We start from the raw sequence: 15,749 nt of genomic DNA, 5'->3' as shown, positions 1-15,749 counted from the left end.
CCGTGCCGGTCGTGCTCGCCGCGCTGCGGTGCTCGTTGCCCTTCCCGCGCCGCCGTGCCGTCGCGCCTGCCGTTCTGACGTCCTGTGGTGCTTGTTGCGCTTCCCGTGTCGCCCTGCTGCCGCGTGCCCCGCCGGTGTGCGGCGGTACGGGCGGGGCGCCGACCGGTCCCGGGACGGTGTCCGACGTGTCGGGCGGCGGCAACGGGCGCAGGTTCAGGGGCCGTCAGTCGTTCGCGCCCCAGGAGGCCGATCGGAACCGACCGTGTCGGAAGCGTTGACTCGCGCCTCATGCGTACCTATCTTCTGGTCGAAGTTACGCACGCTGTCCGATATCTCGAACTATGACACGTTCGTCGGAAGGACCTGCCGTGTTCCGCACCCGTCAGTGGTTCACTCTCGTGGCAGCGCTGCTCGTGACGCTCGTGCCGGTGCTCGCGCAGCCGGCAGCCGCCGCGGAGGGCCGCCCGTACACGAACCCCGTCAAGTCGGTGAAGGGCGCCGACCCCTGGATCGAGTACCACAACGGCAACTACCACCTGGTCACCACCTCCTTCACCGGCGTGCTGACCATGCGGAAGTCGCCGACGCTCGCGGGACTGTCCACCGCCCCGAGCGTCCAGGTCTGGAGCGACACCACCGCCACCCGCGACACCAACTTCTGGGCGCCGGAACTGCACTTCCTCGACGGCCGCTGGTACCTGTACTACTCGGCCGGGCAGAGCGGGGTCGCCTGCTGCGACTCCCAGCGCACCTACGTGCTGGAGAGCGCGGGCACCGACCCCATGGGCCCCTACACCTTCAAGAGCCGGCTCACGGGCGCCAATCTGAGCCCCGGCGGCTGGCTGATCGACGCCAGCGTGCTCAAACACGGCAACAGCCTCTACCTCCTCGGCAGCGGCTTCGTGAACGGCAGCACGCAGAGCCTGGTCATCGCCCCGCTCAGCAACCCGTACACGCTGGCCGGTTCGACGTTCAGCGTCATCTCCAGCCCCACCCTGAGCTGGGAGACGCAGGGCCGCCCGGTCAACGAGGGCCCCGAACCCCTGTACCGCAACGGCAGGACCTTCCTCACCTACTCCGCCAGCTCATGCCAGACCGCGGACTACAAACTGGGGCGGCTCGAACTGACCGGCGCCAACCCGCTGCTGGCCTCCTCCTGGACCAAGACGCAGACGCCCGTCTTCCAGCGCGACGACGCGGCCGGCGTCCACGGACCGGGCCACAACGGGTTCTTCACCTCACCGGACGGCACCGAGAACTGGATCGTCTACCACGGCAACACCAGCGCCTCCGGAGGCTGCGGCAACGGCCGGACCACGCGCGCCCAGAAGTTCACCTGGAACGCGGACGGCACACCGAACCTGGGCACTCCGGTGGCACTCGGCACCACCCTGCCGGGACCCGCCGGGGAGACGGCCGCGACCCCGACGGCGTACACCCTCGTGAACCGCAACAGCGGCAAGTGCCTGGACGTCGCGGGCGGCGCCACCGCGGACGGCACCGACATCCTCCAGTGGACCTGCACCGGCGGCGCCAACCAGAAGTGGCGCGTCGAGGACCTCGGTGACGACACCAGCAGGCTGGTCAACGTGGCGACCGGCAAGGTGATGGACACCGCCGACTGCTCCACGGCGGACGGCGCCGACCTGCGCCAGTGGTCGTGGCTGAACAACAACTGCCAGAGGTTCCGCCTCGTGCACACCGCGACCGGCGACCACGTGCGCGTCGTCAACCAGGCCACCGGCAAGGTCGCGGACGTGGCCGGCTGCGGCACCGCGGACGGCACCGACGTCCGCCAGTGGACCTGGCTCGGGAACACCTGCCAGCAATGGCAGTTGAGGCCCACGACGTGACCGCCGCGCGCGACGCGAGAACGACACCCGACGTGATCGAGAGGACATCAGTGAAGCGCACCGCCGCACGGATCGTCACCGCCCTGCTCGTCACCCTGGCCGCCCTGACCTCCGGCATCGCCGGGGCCGCGGCCCCCGCCTCGCCCGCCGTCACCTACACCAACCCGGTCGCCGCGCAGCGCGCCGACCCGCACATCCTCAGACACAGCGACGGCTACTACTACTTCACCGCCACCGTGCCCGCGTACGACAGGATCGTGATGCGCCGGGCCACCACCCTCCAGGGGCTGTCCACGGCGTCCGAGACGACCATCTGGACGAAGCACTCCAGCGGTGAGATGGGCGCCCACATCTGGGCGCCGGAGATCCACTTCATCGACGGCAAGTGGTACGTCCACTTCGCGGCAGGCGCCTCCAACGACATCTGGAAGATCCGGCCCTACGTCCTGGAGAGCAGCGCGGCCAACCCGCTTACCGGGAGCTGGACCGAGAAGGGCCGGATCGCCCTGCCGCTGGACACCTTCTCCCTGGACGCGACCACCTTCACCGTCGGCGGCACCCGCTTTCTGAGCTGGGCGCAGAACGACCCGGCGGTCGGCGACGGCACCAACATCTACCTGGCCAGGATGTCCAACCCCTGGACGATCAGCGGCAGTCCGGTCATGATCTCCCGGCCCACCAACGCCTGGGAGAAGATCGGCCACACGGTCAACGAGGGGCCCGCGGTGATCCAGCGGGGCGGCAAGGTCTTCATGACCTTCTCGGCCAGCGCCACCGACAGCAACTACTGCCTCGGCCTGCTGACCGCCTCGGCCTCGGCGAACCTGATGAGCGCCTCCTCCTGGACCAAGACGCCCAACCCGGTGTTCACCAGCAACGCCGCCACCGGGCAGTACGGCCCGGGCCACAACACCTTCACGGTGTCCGAGGACGGGAAGTCCGACGTCCTCGTCTACCACGACCGCAACTACAAGGACATCAGCGGCGATCCGCTCAACGACCCCAACCGCCGCACGCGCTTCCAGAAGCTGTACTGGAACGCCGACGGCACCCCCAACTTCGGCATCCCGGTCGCCGACGGCGCCACCCCCGTCCGCTTCTCCTCGTACAACTTCCCCGACCGGTTCATCCGGCACTGGGAGTACCGGGGCAGGCTGGAGGCGAACGTCACGAACCTGGCCGACTCGCAGTTCCGCGTGGTGACCGGACTGGCCGGCAGCGGGACCGTCTCCCTGGAGTCGGCCAACTTCCCCGGGTACTACCTGCGCCACAGGAACAACGAGGTGTGGGTGGAGAAGAACGACGGGACCACGACCTTCAAGAACGACGCGACCTTCCACCGGCGGGCGGGCCTGGCCGACAGCTCGGCCGGCGTCTCCTTCGAGTCGTACAACTTCCCCGGCCGGTTCGTCCGGCACTACGACTACCTGCTGTACACGCAGCCCGCCGACACGGCGGCGGCGAAGGCGGACGCCACGTTCTACGCCGAGTGAAGCGCACCGGCCGGGTCCGCCGCGGACCCGGCCGGTGGTGCGCCGAACGGCCGGGCCGGTGCACCACCGGCCCGGCCGTTCGGCGCGGCGGCTACCGGTCCGGCGCGCCGATCACGATCGCGTTGGCCGCGACGATCGCGCCGATGCCGGCACACTCCGCCCAGCCCAGTCCCTGACCGAGGACGATCCAGCCCACCAGGCCGGCCAGCACCGGATTGACGCTCATGAACAGCCCGAACACCGGTGCGGACACCCTGCGCAGGGTCCTCAGATCCGCGAGGAGCGGCACCGCGGACGAGAGCACCCCCGCCGCGACGGCACACCCCGCGGCCCCCGCCGTCGGAGGGTGACGCACCGCCACGGCCACGCCGACCGGCAGGAACACCAGGGCCGACACCAGGGCGGCGGCCGCCGGCCCCTGCGCACCGGGGACCCGCCGTCCGACCGTACGGTTCAGCAGGATGTACGCGGCCCAGCACGCGGCGGCCAGCAGCCCGAGGCCCATCCCGACGAAGTCGGCGGAGGGCTGGGGCCGGGTCAGGGTGAGCACGCCGGCGGCCGCCAGCAGGGCGCAGCACGCGTCCTTGCCGCGCCGCGAGGCGGCCAGCGCGATGCCCAGCGGCCCGAGGAACTCCAGGGTCACCGCCAGCCCGAGGCCGATACGGTCCACCGCCGTGTAGAGGGACAGGTTCATCGTCGCGAACACCACCGCCAGCAGCAGGACGGGCCACCACTGGCGGGCGGTGAAGGCGCGCAGCCGCGGCCTGCCCACCGCGCACAGCACGAGCGCGGCGACGTACTGGCGCACCGCGACGACCCCGGGGGGACCCAGGACCGGGAAGGCCAGGGCGCCGATCGCGGCGCCGGTCTGGTTGGACAGGCTGCTCGCGGTCATGGTGAGCACGGCGGCGGGCCACGGGCGGGCCGGCACGAGGGCCGGCCCCGGGCCGGACGGGGCCGGGGGCGGCCGGTGCGAGGCGTCCGCGGTACGGGCGAGGGCTTCGGGCATGGCCCGATGCTGGGCCGCGCCGCACCATGCGCAAAATGCATCCACCGGCGCACCCATACGCTGGAGTCATGGATGTGGAACTGCGGCAGTTGCGCTGCCTGGTCGCGATCGTCGACGAGGGCACCTTCACCGATGCCGCCATCGCGCTCGGTGTCTCCCAGGCGGCCGTGTCCCGCACCCTGGCCTCCCTCGAACGCGCCCTGGGGACACGGCTGTTGCGGCGGACCTCGCGCGAGGTGGCGCCGACCCCGGCGGGACTGCGCGTGCTGGCGCACGCCCGGCGGGTGCTCGCGGAGGTGGCCGAACTGGTCCGTGAGGCCACCACGGGGCACGCGGTGCTGCGCGTCGGCTACGCCTGGTCCGCGCTCGGCCGGCACACCCTGGCCTTCCAGCGCGGCTGGGCCGAAGCGCACCCCGGCACGGAACTGCACCTCGTCCGCGTCAACTCCGCGACCGCGGGACTCGCCGAGGGCGCCGGCGAACTCGCCGTCGTCCGGCGGCCGTTGGACGAGAGCCGTTTCGACTCCGCCATCGTGGGGCTGGAACGGCGGCTGTGCGCCATGGCCTCGGACGACCCCCTGGCCCGCCGCCGGTCCGTACGGCTCGCGGACATCGGCGGGCGCACGCTGCTGGTGGACCGGCGGACCGGCACCACCACGACGGACCTGTGGCCCGCCGGCTCCCGTCCGGCCACCAGGGACACCCAGGACGTGGACGAATGGCTCACGGAGATCTCCACGGGCCGCTGCGTGGGAATGACGGCCGAGTCGACCGCGCACCAGTACCCGCGCCCCGGCATCGTCTACCGGCCGGTCCGCGACGCCGAGCCGATCGCGGTGCGCCTCGCCTGGTGGCGGGACGAACCCCACCCCGCCGTGCAGCAGGCCATCGAACTGCTCACCACCCTCTACCGGACCGGCTGACCCGGGGCCTTGCCCGCAGCGGCCGGACGGTGCCGCAGGCCCCGCACGGGCCGGACGGACGGGCCGTTCAGCTGCTGTCGGCCGGGACGGCGTCTCCCGTACGGACCAGCGGAATCCGCAGGGTGAACACCGTCGAGCCCGGACGGCTCGCCAGGTCGACGGTGCCCCCGTGCGCCCGCACCAGTGACAGGGCGACGGCGAGCCCGAGGCCGCTGCCGCCCCGGTCGCGGCTGCGGGCCTTGTCCACCCGGTAGAACCGGTCGAAGACCCGCACCTGGTCCTCGGCCGCTATGCCGGGACCCGTGTCGCACACCCGCACCACGGCCTCGCCGGCCGCCACGGACACCCCGACCGACACCTCCGTACCGGCCGGGGTGTGCACGGCCGCGTTGGTGAGCAGATTGTCCAGGACCTGCCTGACGCGCAGGGCGTCCAGGCGCAGCGGGACCGGGCCGGGCGCCGTCGCCACGGACAGCGGATGCTCCGGGTGGCCCGCGCGGAACGCGTCCGCCGCCTGCCGCACCAGCTCCGCCAGGTCCGTGTCCTCCGGCCGCAGCGGCGCCTCCACCTCGGCGGCGTCCAGCCGCGCGAGCAGCAGCAGGTCGTCCAGGAGCACCCCCATCCTGGCCGCCTCGGCACGCAGCCGCGCCAGATGCCGCTCCCGCTCCCCGGGCTCGTTGGCCGCCGCGTACTGGAACAGGTCCGCGTATCCGCGTACGGACATGAGAGGCGTCCGCAGCTCGTGCGAGGCGTCCGCCACGAACCGGCGCAACCGCTGCTCGGCCCGGGTACGGACGGCCAGCGAGTCGTCGATGTGCTCCAGCATGGTGTTGAAGGCGGTCCGCAGCTCCTCGACCTCCGGGCCCCCGTTGCCGCGGTCCGCCCGGACCGGCAGCCGTGCCGAGTCCGTGAAGTCGTGCGAGGTGATGCCGCGGGCGGTGCGCGCCATGTCGCTCAGCGGCTTCAGGCCCCGCCGCAGTACCGCGCGCCCCAGGACCACGAGCCCCACCAGCGCCAGGGCGAACGCCACGACCTGGACCGTGGCGAGCTGGTCCATCGTGTCCTCGACCTCCTCCAGCGGAGCCGCGGTCACCAGCACCACTCCCGGCTCGACCTCGCAGGCCCGCAGCCGGTACGCGCCCTCGTCCCGGATGCGCGCGGTGTGCCGGACCTCCCGCGAACCGGCCCGCGCCTGCGCCACGGCGACGGCGGCGAGCTGACCGGAGTCGGCTGGCACGTCACTGGGCCTGCGCAACGACGCCTTGCCGCCGGAGACCTCGTACACGGCCGTGTACCAGCCGTAGTAGGGGCGCCGTTCCACCGTGCCGTGCGCCTGCGCGTCCTTGGACTGGGTGAGCTGCACGAGCTTCATCTGGTCGTCGAGCTGGCGTTCCAGGTAGTCGCGCATGTACGTCGACAGAGCCGTGCCGACGACGGCGAACACGGCCAGCGAGAGGACGCCCATGCCGAGGGCGAGCCGGGTCCCCAGCCGCAGTCTGCGGTAGGCCGCGCGGAGGCCGCCGCTCACCCGGCGACCCGCCGCACCACGTACCCGACTCCCCGCACGGTGTGGATCAGGGGCTCGCCCGTGTCGTCGAGCTTGCGCCGCAGTCGGCTGACCACCAGCTCCACCACGTTGGAGCGGCCCCCGAAGCCGTACTCCCAGACATGGTCGAGTATCTGGGCCTTGGTCAGCACGGTCGGCGACTTGCGCATCAGATAGCGGAGCACCTCGTACTCGGTCGGGGTGAGCGTCAGGGGGCGGTCGGCGCGGCGCACCTCACGCGTGTCCTCGTCCATCGTCAGATCCGCGACCCGCAGCACCGACCGCTGGAACCCCGGCCCCGCGCTGCGGCGCAGCACGGTCCGCAAGCGGGCCATCAGCTCCTCCACCGCGAACGGCTTGACCAGGTAGTCGTCGCCGCCCCGGGTGAGCCCCGCGACCCGGTCCGCGACACCGTCCCGGGCGGTGAGGAACACCACCGGCACCATCGTCCCCGACCGCCTCAGCCGGTCCAGCACCGCGAACCCGTCCAGGCCCGGCAGCATCAGATCGAGCACCACGATGTCCGGATGGAACTCCGCGGCGCGGTGCAGCGCCTCCTCGCCGGAATGGGCGGTGACCGCCTCCCAGCCCTCGTAGCGGGCGACCGTCGCCACCAGGTCGGCGATGGGCGGGTCGTCGTCCACGACGAGAAGTCGTACTTTCTCCACGTGCCCATACTGCTCGACGCGCCGCCGCGGGCCACGGCCGCGGGCCCGTCGATGCCACATCGATAGGGACTTGAAAGTCGTCCGACAGGGAAACGACAGCTCACCGCAGGCAGGCTCGGAGTCCCAGGACCCGATCAAGGAGTTGCCGTCCGTGACGACTGTCCAGACGACCGCCCCGCCGCCACCTCCGGCGCTACGTCCCGCGGTGGTGGCCCGCGCCGGCCTGTACGGCGTGCTGGGCCTGAACGCGGGCGCCGTGACCGTGTTCTTCGTCCAGGCGGGGTTCGGCTCGAACGCCCTGATCCTGCTCGGGCGGCTGACCGGCCTCTACGCCGCCCTCCTGATGGCCTTCCAGCTCCTCCTCGTCGCCCGGCTGCCCTGGCTCGACCGCCGCATCGGCATGGACCGGCTCACCTCCTGGCACCGCCGGGCCGGCTTCGGCCTGCTGTGGACGCTCCTGGGGCACGCCGTGTTCATCACCTTCGGCTACGCCGAACTGTCCGCCATGGACCCGGTGGACCAGCTCGTGGACCTCGCCGGGACGGTCGAGGGCGTACTGCGCGCGATCGTCGCCCTCGGCCTGATCCTCGTCGTCGGCACGGTGTCGGCGCGCCTCGCCCGCCGCCGACTCGCGTACGAGACCTGGCACTTCGTCCACCTCTACACGTACGTCGCCGTGGTGCTGGCCTTCACCCACCAGGTCGCCGTGGGCAGCACCTTCACCGCGTCGGCCGCGGCCACCGCCTACTGGTACACCCTGTGGGGTGCCGCGCTGGCCTCGGTCGCCGTCGGCCGGCTCGTCCTCCCGGTGCGGCGGAACCTGCGCCACCGGCTGCGTGTCTCGGCCGTCGTGCCCGAGTCCGACACCGTCGTGTCCGTCCACATCACCGGACGGGACCTGGACCGGCTGCCCGCGCGCGCGGGCCAGTTCTTCCTGTGGCGGTTCCTGACCAGGGACCGGTGGTGGCAGGCCAACCCGTTCTCCCTGTCGGCGGCACCCGACGGCCGGACGCTGCGGCTCACCGCCAAGACGGCCGGCGACGGCACCGCGGCCCTGCGGCACCTGAAGGTGGGCACCCGCGTCTTCGCCGAGGGACCCTACGGCGCGTTCACCACCCTGCACCGGACCCGGCCGGGCACCCTGCTCGTCGCGGGCGGTGTCGGCATCACGCCCATCCGGGCCCTGCTGGAGGAGCTGGACGGCCACGCCGTGCTCATCCACCGGGTGGCGGGCGTGGAGGACGCCGTCCTCCACGACGAACTGCGGGAGCTGGCCCGGACCAGGGACATCGAGCTCCACCTCGTGACCGGACCCGCCACCCCGGACCGGCTCGCACCGCCCGAACTGGCCCGTCTCGTACCGGACGTGGCCGAGCGGGACGTGTTCGTGTGCGGACCACCCGGCATGACGGCGGCCGTCCTGCGCACCCTGCGCGCGCTGGGCGTGCCCAGGAAGCAGATCCACTTCGAGCGATTCAGCCTGGCGGGATGAGGACCACACCGTGAAACGAGCACTGCCCGCACTGCTGCTGACCGTCGCCGGGCTCATCCCCGTCTGGCGCTACGCGCCGTCCGACACCGCGGCCACCGCCGAGGCCGCCCCCGCGCTGCCCGCCCCCTCGCCGTCCCCGTCCTCCGGCGCGTCCTCGCCGGCCTCCCCGGACGACGCCTCCCGGGTCGTCCAGGGGTCGACGGTCGCCACGGAGAAGGGCGCCGTGCAGGTGGAGGTGACCTTCGACGGGGACACCATCGACTCCGTACGGATGCTCAAGCAGCCCGACCACCCGCAGACGACGAACGCCGTGCCGAAGCTGATCGAGGAGACCCTGCGCGCGCAGAGCGCCGACATCGACGCGGTGTCCGGCGCCACGATCACCAGCGAGGGATACGCGGAGTCCCTCCAGGCCGCCATCGACGCGCGGGGCTGACCGGACGCGCCGCGTCGGGCACGTCAGGGGGCTCCCGGTCGCCGTCCGAGAGCCCGCGGCCCTTCTCGGACGCCTCCGCCCGGTGTCGCTGCCCGGTGCCGGTGGCCGCCTCTTGTCGCCGGCACCGGGCTGGGGAGGGGTGCCGGGGGTGTCCAGGGCTGCGAACTCAGACGTCCGCGACCGGAGTTCGGTTCGCGCGGCCCTCCGGGATCAGACGCGTCGTGCGAGGAAGACGAACTCCCTGCCCGGCCGGTCCGGCGCGTCGCGAACCTCCTCCACCCGGTACCCCTGCGCGAGCAGGTCCGCCTCGACCTCCTCGCGCTCCCGGAAGCGCAGCGTCGAGTCCGACGTCAGCACCTGTCCGTCCGCCGCGAAGACGTAGGTCCAGCGGAAGGCCACCAGGGGCCCGGTCACATCCACCAGTCGGACCCAGCTCTCGACGGAGCCGACGCCCGGGATCTCCGTCACCCGCCAGGAGTCCTCCCGCGTCCACCGCTCCCAGGCGCGGCCGGCCGGATCACGGGTCTCGAAGGCCAGGCGCCCGCCCGGCCGCAGCGCTTCACGGGCTCCCCGCAGCGTGCTCTGCCAGTTGCCCGGATCGACGATCTGCTGGGCGACGTTCGCCGTCATCGTCGCGAGGTCGACCCGCAGTGGCGGGAGGGCCGTTGCGTCACCGCGGATCCAGCGCACCCGCTCGCCGCCCGGTTTGGCCCGGGCGACGTCCACGGACGCCCGGGCGGGATCGACGCCCACGACGTCGATCCCGCGCTCGGCCAGGAGGAGCGCGAACACCCCGGTGCCGCAGCCTATGTCCAGGACCCGGCGCGCCCCGGACTCCTCGGCCATCCGGAGGTAGGCGTCGAGGTCGCGGCGGTCGGGGTCGAGCGCGTCGTGGATCGCGGCGAGTCGCGGATGCCCGAAGCATTCGTCAGCCATGCCGGTGAACGTACGCGGAACCGGCCCCGCGGAGCCACCGGGTTCGGCGTCCGCGCGAAGCCCTCCGAGGCGGCGGCATCCTGCGGGACATATGCCGAACAAAATTGTTGACAATCTTGTTCGTCTAGATTTAGGTTCGACAGGCACTCACTCAGGGAGGGCACACATGCCGGAGCAAGCCCGTCCGAGCACCGGGGAGCAGGCCAAGCAGTACGCGCTCGCGCAACTGCGGCAGGCGATCCTGCGCGGCGAGATGGCACCCGCCCAGCGGCTGGTGGAGAACGAACTCGCCGAGCAGTTCGGGGTGACGCGGGCCAGTGTCCGGGCGGCGCTGATCGAGTTGGAGTCGGAGGGGCTGGTCGAGCGGATCCGCAACCGCGGTTCGCGGGTCCGGGTGGTCACCGTGGAGGAAGCGGTCGCCATCACCGAATGCCGGATGGTCCTCGAAGGGCTGTGCGCCGCCAAGGCGGCCGTCGAGGCCGACGAGGAGCAGTTGACCCGGCTGGCGGACCTGGGCACGGCGATGTCCAAGGCCGTCGCCGACGGCGAACCGGTGACGTACTCCGAGCTCAACCACGAACTGCACGCCGCCATCAGGCAGTTTTCCGGCCAGCAGGTGGCCGACGGACTCCTGGACCGGCTCAACGGCCAACTGGTGCGTCACCGCTTCCAGTTGGCGCTGCGGCCGGGAAGGCCGCAGAAGTCCCTGAGTGAGCATCTGGCCATGATCGAGGCGATCAGGGCCCGCGACCCGCAGGCGGCCGAGGCGACCGTCCGCGCCCATCTCTCGGGCGTGATCGACGCGTTGCGCGAGTGACGTCGCCGGGGTGGGTCGACCGGCCTGTCCACCAAGGAGACTGCAGCAATGACCCACGGCAAGGCACCCACCGATCCACGGTCCACCCTGGTCGTCACCGCGCACGCGGGTGACTTCGTGTGGCGGGCCGGGGGAGCGATTGCCCTCGCCGCCTCGCGCGGCGAGAAGGTCACCATCGCGTGCCTGACCTACGGCGAGCGCGGCGAGTCCGCGAAGGCGTGGCGCGAGGGCAGGTCGCTGGAGGAGATCAAGGCGCTGCGCAGGGGGGAGGCCGAGCAGGCCGCCGCCACCCTGGGCGCCGAGGTCGTCTTCTTCGACGCGGGCGACTACCCGCTCACCGCCACAAGGGAACTGACGGACCGTCTGGTCGCCGTGCTGCGCGACACACGGCCGGACGTCGTGCTCACGCACCCGCTCGACGACCCGTACAACGGGGACCATCCGGCCGCCGCCCGGATGGCCCTGGACGCGCGTGTCCTCGCGCAGGCCGTCGGCTATCCGGCCGAGGGCGAGGTCATCGGGGCCCCGCCGGTGTTCTTCTTCGAGCCGCACCAGCCCGAGATGTGCGGATTCCGTCCGGAGGTGCTCCTCGACATCTCCGAGGTGTGGGAGACCAAGCGCAAGGCCATGGAGTGCCTCGCGGCCCAACGGCACCTCTGGGACTACTACACCGACCTGGCCGTCCGGCGCGGTGTGCAGCTCAAGCGCAACGCCGGCCCCAACCTGGGTCTGCCGCACACGACGTACGCCGAGGCGTACATGCGCCCGTACCCGCAGGTCACGGCGGTTCTGGCATGAGCGGCCTGATCGTCACCGGGCCGCCGAAGGCGCCCGCGAAGGACGTCGACGCGCTGGCCGGGTACGGCGTCGCCACCGTGCACGAGGCACTCGGCCGCACCGGGCTCCTCGGCGCCGGGCTGCGCCCGATCCAGCGGGGCGCCCGGGTCGCGGGCACCGCGGTCACGGTACTGAGCTGGCCGGGCGACAACCTCATGATCCACGCGGCGGTCGAGCAGTGCGGCGAGGGGGACATCCTCGTCGTCACCACCACCTCGCCGTCCACGGACGGCATGTTCGGCGAACTGTTCGCGACCGCGCTGAGCCGCCGCGGGGTGCGCGGCCTGGTCACCGGCGCGGGCGTGCGCGACACGCAGGAACTGCGTGCGATGGGCTTCCCCGTGTGGGCGGCGGCCGTGTCCGCGCAGGGCACGGTGAAGGCGACCGGCGGTTCGGTCAACGTCCCCGTCGTGCTGGGCGGGCAGCGCGTCCGCCCGGGCGACGTGGTCCTCGCCGACGACGACGGCGTGCTGGTCGTGCCGCGCGAGCGCTCCGGCGAGGCCGTCGAGGCGTCCGCGGCGCGCACGGCGAAGGAGGAGGCATCCAGGGCGGCCTTCGCCGAGGGGGAGTTGGGGCTCGACCGCTACGGGCTGCGCGGGACACTCGAACGGCTGGGTGTGCGGTACCGGTCGTACGACGAGTACGTGTACGAGTACGAGCGCGACGGCGGCCCGCACGGAGCGGGCGAGTGACCGGGGCCGAGGGGGTGCCCTGCGTGCTCATGCGGGGCGGCACCTCCAAGGGCGCCTACTTCCTGGCCTCGGACCTGCCGGCCGCCCCCGCCGAGCGCGACGACCTGCTGCTGCGGATCATGGGCAGCCCCGACCCGTGCCAGATCGACGGCCTGGGCGGCGGACACCCCCTGACGAGCAAGGTGGCCGTGGTGTCCGCGGCCGGCGACCCCGGGGCGGACGTCGACTACCTGTTCCTCCAAGTCGGCGTGGACAGCGACGAGGTGAGCGACCGTCAGAACTGCGGGAACCTGCTCGCGGGGGTCGGCCCGTTCGCCGTCGAGCAGGGACTCGTCGGAGCCGGCGGTGACCGGACGTCCGTCCGCATCAGGATGCTCAACACCGGCGACCTGGCCGTCGCCGCCTTCCCCACCCCGGGCGGACGCGTCGACTCCCGCGGCTCCACCGGGATCTCCGGTGTGCCGGGGACCGCCGCGCCGGTGCTGATCGAGTTCCCGCCGGGCGGCGCCCCGCTGCTGCCCACCGGCCGCCCCCGTGACCTGGTCGCCGACGTACCGGTGACCTGCGTGGACAACGGCATGCCGACCGTGCTGATCGCCGCGGCCTCCCTCGGCGTCACCGGCCGGGAGACGCCGGCCGCGCTGGAGGAGGACCAGAACCTCGCGGACCGGCTCCGGGAGATCCGGCTGGCGGCCGGGAAGCTGATGGGCCTGGGCGACGTCACGGGCACCACGGTGCCCAAACTCAGCCTGCTGGCACCGCCGTCGGGCGACGGTGCCGTGGCGACCCGCACCTTCATCCCGGTCCGCTGCCACACGTCGATCGGCGTACTGGGCGCCGCGAGCGTCGGCGCCGGCCTGCGGATCGAGGGCGGCGTCGGCCGGGGCGTGGCGCGCCTCCCGTCCCGCGGGGACCGGCTGCGCATCGAACACCCCAGCGGCTACCTCGACATCGAGACGGCCGTGGCGTACGACGCGCCGGGCGGCGCGCCGGTCGCGCGACGCACCGCGGTGGTGCGCACCGCACGAAAGATCTTCGACGGCACGGTCTTCCCCCGGCCGGCCGGAGCCGCACAACACCCCTGAGGAGGCCCCATGGCCCCGCCGCTCGGCGACATCGCCCACCTCGGGCACGTCGAACTGCTCACCCCGGACCTGGACGCGAGCGTCCGGTTCTTCACCGACTACCTGGGCCTCACCGAGAACGGCCGCTCCGGCGACTCGGTCCACCTGCGGACCTGGGACGACTACGAGCACCACAGCCTGACCCTCACCGCCCACGAGACGTCCGGCATCCGGCGCACGGCCCTGCGCGCCTCCGGCGAACAGGCGCTGCACCGACGGGTGAAGGAGATCGAGAACGCCGGCCGCGCGGGCCGGTGGGTCGAGGACGAGCCGGGCATCGGCCCGCTGTACGTCACCACCGATCCCGACGGCCACGAGATCGCCCTCTACTGGGAGAGCGAGTGGTACCAGGCCCCGCCGGAACTGAGGCCGGGGCTGAAGAACCAGCCGCAGGCCAAGCCGGCCCACGGGGTGGGTGTGCGCCGCCTGGACCACGTCAACTTCCTCGCCGCGGACGTGGCGAGCGGCGGCGGCTTCGTGCACGAGGTGCTCGGCGCCCGTCCGACCGAGCAGATCCGGCTCGACAGCGGGCGGATCGCCGCGCAGTGGCTGACCTTCAGCAGCAAGTCGTACGACATCGTCTACACCGAGGACTGGACCGGCTCGAACGGCCGACTGCACCACATCGCGTTCGCCACCGACACGCGCGACGACATCCTGCGGGCCGCCGACCTCGCCGTCGACACCGGTGTGTTCATCGAGACGGGGCCGCACAAGCACGCCATCCAGCAGACGTTCTTCCTGTACGTCTACGAGCCGGGCGGCAACCGGATCGAGCTGTGCAACCCGCTCACGCGCCTCGTGCTGGCCCCCGACTGGCCGCTGGTCACCTGGACCGAGGACGAGCGGAAGAAGGGCCAGGCCTGGGGCCTGAAGACCATCGAGTCCTTCCACACCCACGGCACTCCGCCGGTGGGCTGACGGCTCCCCACGCCACATCGAGGGCGGCACGCGGCGTGCACCGGCCGCTGCCGCCCTCGTCGTTCCTGAGATTGTTGACATGACCGCCCACCACGCCGGCGGCATCCTCTCCGCCTACGTGGCCCTGTGGGTCGTGGAGCCCTTCGGCTGGCGCGCCGCGTTCTGGGTCTGCGTGGCCCCCCTGCTGTTCGTGCCGGTGCTCGCCAAGTTCCTGCCCGAGTCGCTGGGCTTCCTGGTCGCCAAGGGCCGCGTCGAGGAGGCCACCGCGCTGGCCGGCCGCTTCGCCGTCGAACTGCCCGCCGCACCCGACCGCAGGACTCCGGCGGACCGCCGGGACGCACTGGCCGACCTGTTCCGCGGCGGCGAGTGGACCCGGACCCTGCTGTACTGGCTGGCCTCCTTCGGCGGCCTGCTGCTCGTCTACGGCGTCGCCACCTGGCTGCCCACCCTGATGCGCAGCGAGGGCTACGAACTGGGCTCGGCCCTGACCTTCGTGGTCGTCTTCAACCTCGGCGGCATCGTGGGCATGCTGGTCGCCGGGCGGGCCGCCGACCGCTTCGGGGCCCCGCGCATCTCCTCGCTCTGGTTCGCGCTGACCGCAGCCGGGGTCTTCCTGCTCAGCGTCCACATGCCGCTGGGGGTGACCTTCGTGGTCGTCTTCCTCACCGGGGTGTTCCTCAACAGCGCGCAGACCATGGTCTACGCGACGGTCTCGCTGCGTTCCACGCCCGACAACCGGGCCACCGCCGTCGGATGGACCTCCGGAATGGGACGCTTCGGCGCGGTCTTCGGCCCTTGGCTGGGCGGCCAGTTGCTCGCCTCCGGCAACGGGGACTGGGGCTTCACCGCCTTCGCCATCGCGGGCCTGTCGTCCATGGTCCTCATCGGCGTCGCCGCCCTGCGCGGCGCCAGGCAGGCGCCGCGCGCCGGCACGACGCAGGAACTCCTCACCACCCACTGACCGCGCGGCCCGCGGGTCGTCAGGTCCCGCGGGCCGCGCGG

Annotated in this window: 14 protein-coding genes and 1 pseudogene; 11 read left to right on the top strand and 4 right to left on the bottom strand. The window is 72.5% G+C overall.

Translation table 11 applies throughout. The features are described 5' to 3' along the window. The first annotated feature begins 341 nt into the window (after positions 1-341). Positions 342-1,853 (top strand): family 43 glycosylhydrolase, encoded by a 1,512-nt coding sequence (locus IE265_RS03400; RefSeq protein WP_190033803.1) that lies wholly within the window; start codon positions 342-344, stop codon positions 1,851-1,853. After that, positions 1,829-3,346, top strand: a complete 1,518-nt coding sequence (locus IE265_RS03395; protein ID WP_190033802.1) for a family 43 glycosylhydrolase — start codon at positions 1,829-1,831, stop codon at positions 3,344-3,346. Before IE265_RS03400 ends, IE265_RS03395 begins: the two co-directional genes overlap by 25 nt. 91 nt (positions 3,347-3,437) lie before the next feature. On the opposite strand, the gene IE265_RS03390 is transcribed toward IE265_RS03395, so the two are convergent. Beyond that, positions 3,438-4,355: an EamA family transporter gene (locus IE265_RS03390; protein WP_373302899.1), complete on the bottom strand. Its 918-nt coding sequence runs from the start codon at positions 4,353-4,355 to the stop codon at positions 3,438-3,440. 68 nt (positions 4,356-4,423) lie between these two features. Here IE265_RS03390 and IE265_RS03385 point away from each other — a divergent pair, with 68 nt between their 5' ends. Continuing rightward, entirely contained in the window at positions 4,424-5,278 is an 855-nt protein-coding gene (locus tag IE265_RS03385) for a LysR family transcriptional regulator (protein WP_190033801.1), read from the top strand. A gap of 67 nt (positions 5,279-5,345) precedes the next feature. On the opposite strand, the gene IE265_RS03380 is transcribed toward IE265_RS03385, so the two are convergent. Next, on the bottom strand, positions 5,346-6,806 hold the full coding sequence (locus IE265_RS03380; protein WP_229916004.1) for a sensor histidine kinase: 1,461 nt from the start codon (positions 6,804-6,806) through the stop codon (positions 5,346-5,348). Further along, positions 6,803-7,492: a response regulator transcription factor gene (locus tag IE265_RS03375; RefSeq protein ID WP_190033800.1), complete on the bottom strand. Its 690-nt coding sequence runs from the start codon at positions 7,490-7,492 to the stop codon at positions 6,803-6,805. The genes IE265_RS03380 and IE265_RS03375 overlap by 4 nt, the downstream gene beginning before the upstream one ends. A gap of 151 nt (positions 7,493-7,643) precedes the next feature. On the opposite strand from IE265_RS03375, the gene IE265_RS03370 reads away from it, so the two are divergent. Both IE265_RS03370 and IE265_RS03365 read left to right on the top strand, forming a co-directional pair. Then, positions 7,644-8,984 (top strand): ferredoxin reductase family protein, encoded by a 1,341-nt coding sequence (locus IE265_RS03370; protein ID WP_229916003.1) that lies wholly within the window; start codon positions 7,644-7,646, stop codon positions 8,982-8,984. A 10-nt stretch (positions 8,985-8,994) separates the two neighbouring features. Next, positions 8,995-9,420 (top strand): FMN-binding protein, encoded by a 426-nt coding sequence (locus IE265_RS03365; RefSeq protein WP_190033798.1) that lies wholly within the window; start codon positions 8,995-8,997, stop codon positions 9,418-9,420. 210 nt (positions 9,421-9,630) lie between these two features. On the opposite strand, the gene IE265_RS03360 is transcribed toward IE265_RS03365, so the two are convergent. Further along, positions 9,631-10,356, bottom strand: a complete 726-nt coding sequence (locus IE265_RS03360; RefSeq protein WP_190033797.1) for a class I SAM-dependent methyltransferase — start codon at positions 10,354-10,356, stop codon at positions 9,631-9,633. A 166-nt stretch (positions 10,357-10,522) separates the two neighbouring features. On the opposite strand from IE265_RS03360, the gene IE265_RS03355 reads away from it, so the two are divergent. From IE265_RS03355 to IE265_RS03330, 6 genes and pseudogenes are all read left to right on the top strand, one after another. Then, positions 10,523-11,173, top strand: coding sequence for a GntR family transcriptional regulator (locus IE265_RS03355; RefSeq protein ID WP_190033796.1), 651 nt, complete (start codon positions 10,523-10,525; stop codon positions 11,171-11,173). 48 nt (positions 11,174-11,221) lie between these two features. After that, positions 11,222-11,971 (top strand): PIG-L deacetylase family protein, encoded by a 750-nt coding sequence (locus IE265_RS03350; protein WP_190033795.1) that lies wholly within the window; start codon positions 11,222-11,224, stop codon positions 11,969-11,971. Then, positions 11,968-12,702, top strand: a complete 735-nt coding sequence (locus IE265_RS03345; RefSeq protein ID WP_190033794.1) for a 4-carboxy-4-hydroxy-2-oxoadipate aldolase/oxaloacetate decarboxylase — start codon at positions 11,968-11,970, stop codon at positions 12,700-12,702. The genes IE265_RS03350 and IE265_RS03345 overlap by 4 nt, the downstream gene beginning before the upstream one ends. Further along, positions 12,699-13,787, top strand: a complete 1,089-nt coding sequence (locus IE265_RS03340) for a 4-oxalomesaconate tautomerase (protein WP_190033793.1) — start codon at positions 12,699-12,701, stop codon at positions 13,785-13,787. Before IE265_RS03345 ends, IE265_RS03340 begins: the two co-directional genes overlap by 4 nt. A 9-nt stretch (positions 13,788-13,796) precedes the next feature. Continuing rightward, positions 13,797-14,747 carry a catechol 2,3-dioxygenase gene (locus IE265_RS03335; RefSeq protein WP_190033792.1) on the top strand — a complete coding sequence of 317 codons (951 nt, stop codon included), beginning with the start codon at positions 13,797-13,799 and terminating at the stop codon, positions 14,745-14,747. Beyond that, positions 14,722-15,708 (top strand): annotated as a pseudogene (locus IE265_RS03330) (MFS transporter); the annotation flags it as partial. The gene IE265_RS03335 and the pseudogene IE265_RS03330, both read left to right, overlap by 26 nt. Positions 15,709-15,749 lie beyond the last annotated feature (41 nt).

The sequence above is a fragment of the Streptomyces fructofermentans genome (assembly GCF_014651055.1).
In the GTDB taxonomy this organism is placed as follows: domain Bacteria; phylum Actinomycetota; class Actinomycetes; order Streptomycetales; family Streptomycetaceae; genus Streptomyces; species Streptomyces fructofermentans.
Note: the sequence above shows the minus strand (reverse complement) of the source record. Positions and strands in the feature narration are given on the sequence as shown.